14 protein-coding genes and 1 riboswitch are annotated in these 12,608 nt (G+C 49.7%); of the genes, 3 read left to right on the plus strand and 11 right to left on the minus strand.

Going from position 1 to position 12,608, the window contains the following annotated elements:
• Positions 1-95: 95 nt before the first annotated feature.
• Positions 96-199: riboswitch (yybP-ykoY riboswitch) on the plus strand.
• Positions 200-330: 131 nt separating this feature from the next.
• Positions 331-897, plus strand: a complete 567-nt coding sequence (gene mntP, locus NNO08_RS14720) for a manganese efflux pump MntP (RefSeq protein ID WP_260864149.1) — start codon at positions 331-333, stop codon at positions 895-897.
• Here the strand turns inward: mntP and rlmA are convergent.
• The 6 genes from rlmA to mgrB form a co-directional block, all read right to left on the minus strand.
• Positions 894-1,703, minus strand: coding sequence for a 23S rRNA (guanine(745)-N(1))-methyltransferase (gene rlmA / locus NNO08_RS14725; protein ID WP_271456996.1), 810 nt, complete (start codon positions 1,701-1,703; stop codon positions 894-896). The genes mntP and rlmA overlap by 4 nt on opposite strands.
• A 63-nt stretch (positions 1,704-1,766) precedes the next feature.
• Positions 1,767-3,512: a peptidoglycan glycosyltransferase FtsI gene (gene ftsI / locus NNO08_RS14730; RefSeq protein ID WP_271456997.1), complete on the minus strand. Its 1,746-nt coding sequence runs from the start codon at positions 3,510-3,512 to the stop codon at positions 1,767-1,769.
• A gap of 219 nt (positions 3,513-3,731) precedes the next feature.
• Positions 3,732-3,941, minus strand: coding sequence for a transcription antiterminator/RNA stability regulator CspE (gene cspE, locus NNO08_RS14735; protein ID WP_001062678.1), 210 nt, complete (start codon positions 3,939-3,941; stop codon positions 3,732-3,734).
• Positions 3,942-3,953: 12 nt separating this feature from the next.
• Positions 3,954-4,097 carry a DUF2627 domain-containing protein gene (locus tag NNO08_RS14740; RefSeq protein ID WP_003034983.1) on the minus strand — a complete coding sequence of 48 codons (144 nt, stop codon included), beginning with the start codon at positions 4,095-4,097 and terminating at the stop codon, positions 3,954-3,956.
• 638 nt (positions 4,098-4,735) lie between these two features.
• On the minus strand, positions 4,736-5,020 hold the full coding sequence (locus NNO08_RS14745) for a YebO family protein (protein ID WP_271442553.1): 285 nt from the start codon (positions 5,018-5,020) through the stop codon (positions 4,736-4,738).
• A 74-nt stretch (positions 5,021-5,094) separates the two neighbouring features.
• Complete coding sequence (mgrB, locus tag NNO08_RS14750) at positions 5,095-5,238, minus strand: PhoP/PhoQ regulator MgrB (protein ID WP_202038431.1); 144 nt, start codon at positions 5,236-5,238, stop codon at positions 5,095-5,097.
• Positions 5,239-5,402: 164 nt separating this feature from the next.
• Here mgrB and NNO08_RS14755 point away from each other — a divergent pair, with 164 nt between their 5' ends.
• Positions 5,403-5,642, plus strand: a complete 240-nt coding sequence (locus NNO08_RS14755; protein WP_061068061.1) for a YobH family protein — start codon at positions 5,403-5,405, stop codon at positions 5,640-5,642.
• A 106-nt stretch (positions 5,643-5,748) separates the two neighbouring features.
• Here the strand turns inward: NNO08_RS14755 and kdgR are convergent, their stop codons facing one another.
• Positions 5,749-6,540 carry a DNA-binding transcriptional regulator KdgR gene (kdgR, locus tag NNO08_RS14760; RefSeq protein ID WP_005120190.1) on the minus strand — a complete coding sequence of 264 codons (792 nt, stop codon included), beginning with the start codon at positions 6,538-6,540 and terminating at the stop codon, positions 5,749-5,751.
• A gap of 175 nt (positions 6,541-6,715) precedes the next feature.
• Here kdgR and NNO08_RS14765 point away from each other — a divergent pair, with 175 nt between their 5' ends.
• Positions 6,716-8,089 (plus strand): MFS transporter, encoded by a 1,374-nt coding sequence (locus NNO08_RS14765; protein WP_271442554.1) that lies wholly within the window; start codon positions 6,716-6,718, stop codon positions 8,087-8,089.
• A 47-nt stretch (positions 8,090-8,136) separates the two neighbouring features.
• On the opposite strand, the gene htpX is transcribed toward NNO08_RS14765, so the two are convergent.
• The 4 genes from htpX to NNO08_RS14785 form a co-directional block, all read right to left on the minus strand.
• The gene (gene htpX / locus NNO08_RS14770) at positions 8,137-9,018 is read right to left on the minus strand and encodes a protease HtpX (protein WP_271450102.1); all 882 of its coding nucleotides are present in this window, start codon (positions 9,016-9,018) and stop codon (positions 8,137-8,139) included.
• Between the two features lie 192 nt (positions 9,019-9,210).
• The gene (gene prc, locus NNO08_RS14775) at positions 9,211-11,259 is read right to left on the minus strand and encodes a carboxy terminal-processing peptidase (protein WP_271456998.1); all 2,049 of its coding nucleotides are present in this window, start codon (positions 11,257-11,259) and stop codon (positions 9,211-9,213) included.
• A gap of 19 nt (positions 11,260-11,278) precedes the next feature.
• The gene (proQ, locus tag NNO08_RS14780; RefSeq protein ID WP_137381595.1) at positions 11,279-11,965 is read right to left on the minus strand and encodes an RNA chaperone ProQ; all 687 of its coding nucleotides are present in this window, start codon (positions 11,963-11,965) and stop codon (positions 11,279-11,281) included.
• A gap of 96 nt (positions 11,966-12,061) precedes the next feature.
• Positions 12,062-12,559, minus strand: a complete 498-nt coding sequence (locus NNO08_RS14785; RefSeq protein ID WP_048211393.1) for a GAF domain-containing protein — start codon at positions 12,557-12,559, stop codon at positions 12,062-12,064.
• Positions 12,560-12,608: the final 49 nt, after the last annotated feature.

Consider the following 12,608-nt stretch of genomic DNA (forward strand, 5'->3'; position numbering starts at 1 on the left):
ATCTATAAATAAACCTAAATGAAAATTGTTTTCATTTAGAAGTCAAATAATATTTCTGCGTTTCTTGTTTTATATTCCAAAAATATGTTAAGGTTGCGCCCGTCGTTGGGGAGTAGCCGATTTCCAGACTCCGGAAATGTACGTGTCAACATACTCGTTGAAAAACGTGGCACGTACGGACTGAACATCACGTTTAGTCAGGCGAGACCATAGGCACATCAACTGCAATGCATATTTGAATGGCTCTGTATAGACAGTGGGTCCGCTCAGTGTGCATGGTTACTGGGGGCAGTGATGTGTTTTATGGAATACCCCGGTCAGGACGCTGTTATGAATATCACCGCAACTGTTCTTCTCGCTTTCGGCATGTCGATGGATGCTTTCGCGGCATCAATTGGCAAAGGCGCCACCTTACATAAACCTAAATTCTCTGAAGCCCTGCGTACCGGCCTTATTTTTGGTGCAGTCGAGACCCTTACGCCGCTAATTGGCTGGGGAATGGGCATGCTTGCCAGCAAATTCGTGTTGGAGTGGAACCACTGGATCGCCTTCATCCTGCTGATCTTTTTAGGTGGCCGAATGATAATCGAAGGTTTCCGCGACAATGGCGATGAAGACGAAGAGCCACAGCGCCGCCACGGTTTTTGGCTACTGGTTACCACCGCAATCGCCACCAGTCTCGATGCAATGGCCGTCGGCGTAGGTCTGGCCTTTCTTCAGGTGAACATCATCGCGACTGCGCTTGCTATCGGCTGCGCCACATTAATTATGTCTACTCTCGGGATGATGATCGGGCGTTTTATTGGCCCGATGTTGGGCAAACGCGCGGAAATTCTGGGTGGGGTAGTCCTGATTGGTATCGGTGCCCAGATTCTCTGGGCACACTTTCACGGTTAATCTACACGTTGCCAGATATGAATACTAAAGTCTGTCTGGCAGTCAAATACCGATTTCTCCGCCAACGCCTCCCAGACTTCCGGTTTTGCTCGCCAGGCAAACGGCGTCATTTGCAGTAATGCGACCGCCTCACTACCATTGAGCTGCATCGGATACCCCAGTGCAATACTCTGTTGCAGGACAAAGCCGTCAAGCTGCTCTGTATGAGGCGCATGCAGACGCACCTCATCATAAATCAGCCCCTTAAGCTCCATTAAATGCCGTGGGCCTGGCGTTGCCGTAATCACCCACCCACCCGGTTTAACCACACGAGCCAGCTCTTGCGCTTTGCAGGGGGCGTAGATCCTGATAATGGCGTCCATTGACGCATCGGCAAACGGCAGACGATGGCTTGAGGCAACGCAAAAAGTCACTTGTGGATAGCGCCGGGCTGCAGCCTTAATCGCCACCTTCGAAACGTCCAGACCAAAGGTCGAGCCATTCGCTATCGCATCCGCGAAAGCGCGGGTGTAGTACCCTTCCCCACAGCCGATATCCAGAATCGACACATGACTTTTTCCCAGCCTCTCGCTGAGCGCGTTCACAATCGCATCGCGCAGCGGTTGATAGTGCCCGGCATCCAGAAATGCCCGGCGAGCCTGCATCATTTCCGCACTGTCACCCGGATCGCGTGACCGCTTATGCTGAACCGGTATCAGGTTGACATACCCCTCTTTTGCCACGTCAAACTGATGCCGTCCAGGGCACACAAAACTGTTATTCGCTTGAGTAAGAGGCTGATGACAAAGGGGACAGGAAAACGACATGACAACTCCGGCTGGTGATTTAAGGGCGCAAGTGTAACGCGATTCGCGCCCCGCGAAAATAACTTACAGCGACGGTGAGGCCTGGCTACTACCATGCATCACCAGCAGATGGTCAGAATCGGCTGGCATCCCGTCGGGTTTCACGTTTTCCAGACGCAGGACATCCCCCATGATCTGGCTGAACACCGGGGCCGATACCGCACCGCCGTAGTAAGCGCCGTTTTGTGGGTTATTTATCACCACGACCAGCGCGAATTTCGGATCACTGGCAGGGGCAACCCCTGCCGTATAAGCCACGTATTTATCGACGTACTTACCGTCATCGCCTATTTTTTTTGCCGTCCCGGTTTTCACCGCAACACGATAATCCCTCACCGCAGCCTTGGTCCCACCGCCGCCGGGTAGCGCAACGCTCTCCATCATATGTTCAACCTGATGCACCAGCGCCTCTGGCATTACACGAGTTCCTATCACTGGTGGGTCGATACGTGTAATTGAAAGCGGTCGGTAGACGCCAAAACTGCCGATAGTGGCATAGACATGTGCCAGTTGGAGCGGTGTCACCATTAACCCATAGCCGAATGCAAAGGTCGCGCGGTCCAAATCGCTCCAGTAACGTCGCTGGGGCATTAAGCCGCTACTTTCCCCGGTGAGACCTAAGCCAGTTGGATCACCGAAGCCAAAGCTTTTATAGGTATCCAGCAGTTTCTGTACCGGCATTGCCAGCGAAAGGTGCGACACGCCGGTATCGCTCGATTTCTGCAAAATACCGGTAAGCGATAGCTCAGGGTAAAACCCGACGTCGCGGATACGATGGCCATCAACATTAAAGGGGTGGGTATCAATCACGCTGTCAGGCTGTACAATCCCCTGCTGCAGAGCGGTCATAATCACTAATGGTTTGACTGTTGAGCCAGGTTCAAAGGTGTCACTAATTGCACGGTTGCGGAAATCATCCAGTACCGCGCCTTCGCGGTTATTAGGGTTAAAATCGGGAAAACTTGCCATCGACAGGATTTCACCGGTGGCAATACTTACCAGCACCGCCGCACCAGAATCCGCTTTATTCCATGTCACGGCATTGTCCAGCGCATCTTCAGTCACCGTCTGCAAACGCTCATCAATACTGAGCTGCAATTCGTGCGCGGGGACCGGCATCACTTCCGTGATATTTTCAATCACATGCCCAAACTTGTCTTTGCGCACAAGACGAGAGCTGGGTTTACCCATCAACTGACTGTTGAAGCTTTTCTCCAGGCCTTCAATACCTTGTCCATCAATGTTCGTAAAGCCGATGAGATTCGCCGCCACATGACCTGCGGGATAGAAACGGCGGGATTCTTCGCGCAGATTGATCCCCGGGAGATTAAGATCATCGACCCACTCTGCCTGCTGCGGAGAAATCTGTCGTGCCAGATAGATAAAACGTCCGCCAGGGTTACTGTTTACACGTTCCGCCAGTGAACTGAGTGACAGATGCAGGGTTCTGGCCAGTGCTTGCCAACGTTCGTTATAACCCACGCCCCCCTTGCTAATAATGGTCTTGGGATCGGCCCAAACTGCATTCACCGGCACGCTTACTGCGAGGGGACGTCCTTCTCTGTCGGTAATCATCCCGCGCGGTGAGGCGATTGTGACTTCACGTAACGAACGCATATCCTCCTGCTTGACCAGACTCGTAGGGGTGACGATTTGTAACCACGCAACCCGACCAAGCAACAATCCCAGACTCAACAATATTGCCACACAAAGCAGGGCAAAACGTACGGGAGTAAAATTGCGCGCATCGCCGTCGTTTTTCTTTTTCACCGGGGCTCCAGCAAGATAGTTTTTCAGGTGACTGATTTAACGGGAATTGCCGGGATAAAGCGGGGAAAACAATGCTACGAACATCACGCCTTTGCAACAAAGCACTAATGGAGAGGCATTCAGAAATATTTTGACGTAACTTGAATTAAAAAGCCCCGCATAAGCGAGGCTTTATATCTGAATTGGTTGCGCCTGAGCGCTTCAAATCAGTGGTGTCGATCAGATAGCTGTTACGTTAACAGCAGCCGGACCTTTCTGGCCGTCCTGAATTTCGAACTCAACGTTCTGGCCTTCAGCCAGAGTTTTGAAGCCGTTACCCTGGATAGCGGAGAAGTGTACGAACACGTCTTTGCTGCCATCAGCCGGAGTAATGAAACCAAAACCTTTAGACTCGTTGAACCACTTAACTTGACCTTTAATCTTTGCCATTTGCAAAATTCCTTAGAGTATTTTCTTCGCCCGCAGGCATAACATAGATAAAACTGAGACATTACTGCTTGAGGCACTAATATAAGGTTCGGCAGAGAAGCGGTATTCAACGTCAACGTGTTTACTCAGGACTTCTTTACTGAAAATGCCACACATAAACAGAACTGTACCTCGTTTAACCCAAACCGTGTTATCACATACAACGTTAATAATGGCAAGCCATTTTTAAACGTGTCTCGATCGGTCGCACAAATCCCGCAGTTCATCAAACAACAACTGCACAGTTATGCGCCAGGCCAAGTAGAGATATATCCCCGCCTCTCACCCTTGCCCCGGCAGGCCTGCGCCGTAGCAGGGACTTTTCTACCATAGCTCATCAGGTTGAACTGTTCCAGATTATCTGTCACAGCCTCTGCCGGATATCATTTTTTATGCTGAGTAATGCATAAAATATCACAAGCATAAAAATGAGATCAGCATTCTGGTTTTGCACCAAAATAATGAAAGAATGATGACAATGCACAAAAAAAAGTAAGAGAAACGTTTCGCTGATAATAAAACGATCGGTATCACAAAAATGACACAATCATATTATTAATCTATGGATAATTATATTTATGTCGAACCAGAGATAAGATATTAATTGGTCAGAGCATCTGGAAAAGCGCAGGTTCCACGTGTGCCAGCGCAGTAATTACTGGATTGTTGCAGAAGAAAATAATCTGATATCGTTGACGACAGGATGAAGCATCTGAGAATAGCATCTACAGACTCTCACCCTGTCTTTCTGTTTACTACCGTTCGGCTACCAGGCGAATGATGTCATCATCTTCATCCTGAGTTTGCACCGCAGCAGGCTCTTCTGCTTTTTCCGGTTCGTTAGCTTCACAAAGACGACGGAGCAATGCGTTCTGTCGTTTTTGCTGATCCAACAACGCCTCAAGCAGTTCAATCTGCTCGTTAGTACGCGAACTTGCCCGATTGATGAAAAACCACAATACAAGCCCGATTACCAGAACCACCACCGATACCGCTAAAGACGCAAAACTCAACGCGCCAGAATTCAAAACTTCGTTCATTTCACCACCTCAATGTAGACAGCGTAGTTTACCATTGCCGCACAAGAAGGTAATCAACTGTTACTGAAATGCGCTTACCAGGGAATAAATTTATTGATGGCGCAAATTCCGCTGAAAAATTGTACGTCCTGATCGCACATGATGTTGAACACCTGCGCCCACATCAGCATGCATACCAGCACGACAACTATCAGGACCACCCATCGAATTTTTTTCACTCCAACTCCACTCTCCAAACCTACAGCTTATGTTGATAAATTATCATGAGTTACCTAAACCCTAAGTTAACTGTAACGGCATTAAATGTTTTTAGGAATGATTCACTTGTTTCATCCCGTGTACAGGCTAATCTAAGAATAACGAGAAAAGATAAGAGGTTGTAATGCGTCTGATTATCCGCGCTATTGTGTTGCTCGCTCTGGTTTGGATCGGTTTATTACTGAGTGGCTACGGCGTTTTGATAGGAAGTAAGGAGACTGCAGCAGGTCTGGGCCTGCAATGTCAATATCTGACCGCCCGCGGGACCAGCACCGCGCAATACGTCCATACCAACAGCGGCATCATTGGCCTATCAGATTGTCCCCTGTTGAGGAAAAGCACCGTAGTTATCGATAACGGTTAATATAGCAGCAAAAAGTCAGTACGTTATTTGCTCCGGCTACGACGGCAGGTCGTAAAAAAACCCGATACGCTGTATCGGGTTTTTTGCGTTTCGCAACGCGTTAAAATCAGAACGGGTAATCGTTGTAACCCATTTGCTCTGAAATCTTACGCGCTGCGGTGTGCAGCATTTCGACATATTCGTGCAAACGTTCTTCAGAAAAACGCAGCGTCGGGAATGAGATACTCAGACCCGCAATAACCACGCCGAAACGATCAAATACCGGTACACCGATGCAGCGCAGTCCTTCTTCCTGCTCTTCGTTGTCTTCGCCATAGCCCTGCTCACGGACTTTGTCCAGCAATACCAGTAATTCATCGGTGTTCGTGATTGTACGATCTGTACTGCGTTTGTACTCAATACCATCCAGAATTTGTTTCACTTCATCGCGGTCACGCCATGCCAGCAGTACTTTACCAATAGCGGTACTGTACAGCGGATTACGACGACCTACGCGGGAATACATGCGCAAATTGTACATCGAGTCAATTTTATGGATGTAGACAATGCTGTCTTCATCCAGCGCACCAAGATGTACTGTTTCTTTGGTCAGACGCGAAAGTTCACGCATCTGGATGTCAGCGCTACGGATCAGATCAACGTTCTGTAATGCACGCGCGCCCAGCTCAAATAGTTTCAGGGTCAGGGAATATTTCTCAGACTCGCCTTCTTGTGCCACATAACCCAGCGTTTTCATGGTCTGCAAAAAGCGATAAACGGTGCTTTTCGACATCATGACGCGTTGTGACAATTCGGTAATACCAATTTCGCGCTCTTCACCCAGCGCCTGCAGGATGCCAAAAACCTTCAGCACAGAAGATACAGAATCGGGTTGTTTATCCAGATCTGCGATAGCCATTTACCACCTCATTGCGAGTGTTTTATAAAAATCAGAACCGGTTTTTATTATAATTTCACGTACCAACCGCCGCAATCTGTCTTTGCTCACTTAGTTACAAATCTGCGACCTAACGCCTGAATATCAATGCTAAAATTATTATTCTCATCATAATTTCCGACAAAATTGACTTCCTATGGAAAAAATTCAGGCCGATGGCCTGCCATTGCCCCAGCGATATGGTGCAATTTTAACCATTGTTATTGGCATCTCTATGGCAGTACTGGACGGCGCAATTGCTAACGTTGCCCTGCCGACGATTGCCACCGATCTTCAGGCCTCCGCAGCCAGCTCAATCTGGGTCGTTAACGCCTACCAAATCGCGATTGTCGTATCACTCCTGTCTCTCTCATTTTTGGGTGATATGTTTGGCTACCGACGCATATACAAGTGCGGACTGGTGGTATTTCTGCTCGCATCACTCTTCTGTGCCCTCTCCGATTCGCTGCACATGCTCACACTGGCGCGAGTGGCTCAGGGTTTCGGCGGCGCGGCATTGATGAGCGTGAATACAGCACTCATTCGCCTGATTTATCCGCAGCGCCAGCTTGGGCGAGGCATGGGGATCAACTCCTTTATCGTGGCGGTTTCCTCAGCAGCAGGCCCGACTATTGCGGCAGCGATCCTTTCGATTGCCTCGTGGAAATGGTTGTTTCTGATTAACGTTCCACTGGGGATTATCGCGTTGCTGCTGGCCATGCGCTTCCTGCCACCTAATACACCGCGTAACAATAAGCCACGTTTTGATCTGCCCAGCGCGGTAATGAATGCACTAACGTTCGGTTTGCTAATCACCGCACTAAGTGGTTTTGCACAAGGGCAATCGCTTAAGTTAATTGGTGCTGAGCTCGTAGGTCTCATCGTGGTAGGTTTTTTCTTTATCCGTCGCCAGCTCGCACTACCGGTACCGTTATTACCGGTTGACCTGCTGCGCATTCCGCTGTTTTCGCTCTCGATTTGCACGTCAATCTGTTCATTCAGCGCGCAAATGTTGGCGATGGTTTCCCTGCCCTTCTTTTTGCAAACCGTACTGGGTCGTAGCGAAGTCGAAACAGGACTACTACTGACCCCATGGCCACTCGCAACCATGGTCATGGCACCGCTGGCTGGTTATCTGATTGAACGCGTTCATGCGGGTCTTTTAGGTGCGCTGGGTATGGCCGTCATGGCAAGCGGGTTATTCTCGCTGGTGCTACTGCCTGCAACGCCTTCTGATTTTAATATCATCTGGCCGATGATTTTATGCGGTGCGGGTTTTGGCCTGTTCCAGTCACCGAATAACCACACCATCATCACCTCCGCGCCGCGTGAACGCAGTGGCGGTGCGAGCGGGATGCTGGGAACGGCACGCTTGCTTGGACAAAGTACCGGGGCAGCACTGGTTGCATTGATGCTAAACCAATTTGGCGACAGCGGTACGCACGTCTCGCTGATTACTGCGGGCATCCTGGCAACTGTTGCGGCTATTGTTAGCGGATTACGCATAACCCAGCCCCGGATTAAGGCATAAAAAAAGCGCGTCTTTCGACGCGCTTTCTCTTTTTCGTTTACCACGGATTACTTCAGGTATTCACCACTACGCAGCGCTTCAATGCGTTTATCCAAAGGTGGGTGAGTCATAAACAGCTCACTCAACGATTTGGATTTACCGTTGATGCAGAACGCCATCATGCTGGTCGCTTCCTGCGGCTCATAACTGGTTTTCAGACGCTGCAATGCAGCAATCATCTTCTCACGACCAACCAGTTTTGCAGAACCGGCATCCGCATGGAATTCACGATGGCGTGAGAACCACATGGTAATAATGCTCGCCAGAATACCGAACACCAGTTCCAGCACCGTCGCCACGGCAAAATAGATTAATGGGTTACCGTTACTTTCCTCACCTTCATCGCGGTTCCCACCCATAAAACCAGCGGCAATTTGCGCAAGAATACGCGAAATGAAGATAACAAAGGTGTTCACTACCCCCTGAATCAGCGTCATGGTAACCATATCGCCATTGGCAATGTGGCTAATTTCATGCGCAATAACAGCTTCAGCTTCATCCGGGCTCATGTTTTGCAGCAGGCCAGTACTAACCGCTACCAGCGAAGCATCCCGGCGTGCGCCGGTAGCAAACGCGTTAATATCAGGCGCGTGATAGATAGCGACCTGCGGCATTGCAATTCCGGCCTGACGAGCCTGAGTCGCTACCGTATTCATCAGCCAGCGTTCTCTCTCATTACGCGGCTGCTCAATAACTTCTCCACCAACGGACTTTAACGCCATCCATTTGGACATCAGCAGCGAAATGAAGGAACCACCAAAACCAAACAGCAGTGCCATGATTAACAAGCCTTGAACGCTGCTTGACTGAATCCCTGTCAGGCTCAATACCAGCCCGAAAACGACCATCACAGCCAGGTTCGTCAGCAGGAAGAGCGCGATTCGCATCATAATTTTCTTTTAACCTCAATTTAACAAAACGCACTATGCGATTACCCATATCGTATGGGTCTTACGGCTATTTTCAAGCATGCATAGGTGCTAAGTCACCAGAAAGACACAACTTTACATTTTATCGTATCAGACTGACGACTTCATGCGCTTGTTAAAAAAACAGGCACAATTTCTTGTGCCTGTTTGACGTTATTGACTGGTCGCGGGCTGTTCCGCTGGCTTTTCTTTTTCAAGATGCGCCAGGTCGAGCGCGATTTTCACCGTTTCATCCAGATACGGATCTGGCTCCTGGTAATCCTTCGGCAGATCGTCCAGTTTCTTCAGCAACGGCTTTCCTTCTCGCTTAAACCGATCGTTGATACGCGCCAGACGCATTGCGTCATCTTCGTTATTCTCTTTCTCACGCTGGGCGTAATTCAAAGAGGCGATGTTGCGCTTATCCTTCATTGCGTTGAAACGCGCAATGTCTTTCATGATGTACTGGAACTCAGGATCGTTCGCAATACGTGCATTGTGCTCTTTCAGCAATTCCGGCCCAAACGGCGTCAGGTTATCGGACTTGGTGTAGGTTGCAGCATCAATGCTGTCCCACGGCAGCGCGTTATCTTCGAACTTCTCACCGGTTTCGGTTTCTTCATTACCTGTTGGCATGATGATATCCGGCGTTACGCCCTTACGCTGCGTACTGCCACCATTAACGCGGTAGAACTTCTGAATGGTGTACTGAACAGAACCCAGTGCCGGCCATTCCGGACGCAGCATCTGATCGTAAATACGATTCAGAGAACGATACTGCTGTACGGTACCCTTACCAAACGTCGGTTCACCGACAATCAGTGCACGGCCGTAATCCTGCATCGCTGCGGCAAAAATCTCTGATGCAGAGGCACTGAAGCGGTCAACCAGCACCACCAGCGGGCCTTTGTAGTAAACAACGCCATCGGTATCGCTGTCTTCGCGCACCTTGCCGTTGTTATCACGGACCTGGACAACCGGACCAGAAGGGATAAACAGACCGGAAAGCGAGACCGCTTCGGTCAGTGCGCCACCACCGTTGGTACGCAGATCGATAATCACGCTGCTGACATTCTGTTTTTCCAGTTTCTGCAGCTGAACTTTGACGTCATCCGTCAGGCCAACATAGAAACCAGGAATATCCAGTACGCCGACTTTTTCTTTGCCAACGGTTTTCACCGACATTTTAACGGCACGGTCTTCCAGACGAATACGCTCACGCGTCAGCGTAACTGTACGTGTCTTGGTGCCCTTACCCGCAGGCAGGATCTCAAGGCGAACTTTGCTGCCTTTTGGTCCTTTGATCAGTGCGACAACATCATCCAGACGCCAGCCAATCACATCGACCATGCCTTTACCGGTCTGACCGACGCCAACAATACGATCGCCAACGCTTATCGCTTTGCTCTTCGCTGCCGGGCCACCTGCAACCATGGAATTAATGACGGTGTAGTCATCATCCATTTGCAGAACCGCGCCAATACCTTCCAGAGACAAGCTCATTTCAGTATTGAACTGCTCAGTATTACGTGGAGACAGGTAGTTAGTATGTGGATCAATTTCACGTGCAAACGCGGTCATCGCCAGTGAGAACACATCTTCACTGTTTGTCTGCGCCAGACGGCGGATGGCGAATTTGTAACGACGTGTCAGTGTTTCACGGATTTCAGCGTCGGTTTTACCCGTCAACTTCAGGCTGAGTTCGTCAAATTTAACCTTGCCGTCCCACTGCGCATTCAGCTCTGCTTCGCTTTTCGGCCACGGAGCTTTACTCCGATCGAGGTTAAAGTTGTCGTTACCGGTGAAATCCATTGGACGAGCCAGTACGCTTAATGCGTACTGGTAGCGTTCAAACCGACGCTTTTGCGCCAGATTATAGAGATCGTAAAAGACATCGAGCTTGCCCGAACGCAGTTCATCACCGAGGACGGTTTTCTTTTTGGCAAACTGCTCGATATCGCTCGCCAACAGCACGTTATGGCTGTAGTCGAGCAGATTCAGATAGCGGTCAAAAATTTTCGCCGAAAACGCCTGATCCAGATCGAACTGGCGATAATGTGAACGCGTAAAGCGTGATGTCACACGTTCACTCACCGTCGCATGCTGGGTTTCTTCCTTTAAAACGGGGATTTGATCGGCACGCGTGATGTCTTCCACAGCGAGTGCCTGGCCTGCAAATGCAAGCAGACCAGCTAACGCAGTAAGCCTAAAAAAAGTGTTCATGCCAGGCCTGGCCTCCGTTTCAGAACACCAGGTGTTCTGCGCGTACAATCAAAGACATACCCGAATTCAGCTGTACACGGACGCCATCTTTGGTGATTTCTAATACGGTGGCATCCATCGCATTATTACCTGCTTTCACCTTCAGAGACTGCCCTACCGTCAGCACTGAAATATCAGATACTGGGGTATGCTGTTCTTCACGAGGAGCACGCGGTGCTTTTGCCACTGGTTTTTCAGCGCGAGGTTTACGCTCAGCACTTTCTTTACGACGCGGTGCAGGACGCGGCTTGCGCTCACGACGCGGTGCGTCTTCTTTTTCACCAGCAGCGGCCGCCGCTTCGCGTTTTTTCGCCTGTTGCTCTGCACGTTGCGCCTGAACGCGGGCTTTAGCTTCTTCAAGCTGTTTACGCGCATGTTCAACGTGTTGCTCATCCAGCTCACCACATGGGTTGCCGTCGAGGTCGACACGCGTTGCGCCCAGCTTAACGCCGTACAGATAACGCCAGCTTGAAGTATAGAGACGTAAGGCCGAACGGAGCTGTGTTTTACTGAGGTTCATTTCGCCCTCAACACGCTCTACCAAATCCTGAAAAATGCCAATTTTCAGCGGGCGCGCTTCGCCTTCCGCACTAAAACACTGCGGGAAGCGTTCGGCCAGAAACGCGATGACTTCTTTACTGCTATTCAACTTAGGTTGATTTTCCATGAAATTTCCTGATTACAACGGACGTAGCCAACAAGCGCAGGCATGAACAGGCGTCATTATAATGACGTCATCAGTAATTGCTACGTTATCCGTTGATTATCCTGCGACGGTCGCAAAGAATTTTTTGTAATCCGTCGTTGCAAGCACGGTTTCAAGCTGTGCTACAAGCGTCCGCAGACCCTGTTCATCTTCTTCAGTAAAGCGACCAAACGCTGTGCTATCAATGTCCAACACGCCGATAATTTGATTCTCAACCGTAATCGGCAGAACGATTTCCGCATTGCTGGCAGCATCGCAAGCGATATGGCCATCAAAGGCATGCACGTCCTCTATACGCTGAACCTGGTTCTGCGCCACCGCAGTACCACACACGCCGCGCCCTACCGGGATGCGAACGCAGGCGATTTTCCCCTGGAAGGGACCGAGCACTAGCGTAGTGTTCTCAAGCAGGTAAAAACCTGCCCAGTTCACTTCTGCAAGACGTTCGTACAATAACGCGCTGGTATTCGCCAACGTTGCCAGAAAACTGGTTTCACCTGCCATTAATGCCTGAAAATCACGGTTCAGATCCGTGTATAGCTCTATTTTGTTCATTATGTAATCACTTAGTTGTCTTACTTAAAACTGCACCCTACTAAAATAA

Origin of the sequence: Citrobacter sp. Igbk 17, assembly GCF_028069775.1 — a bacterium.
Taxonomy (GTDB): Bacteria; Pseudomonadota; Gammaproteobacteria; order Enterobacterales; family Enterobacteriaceae; genus Citrobacter.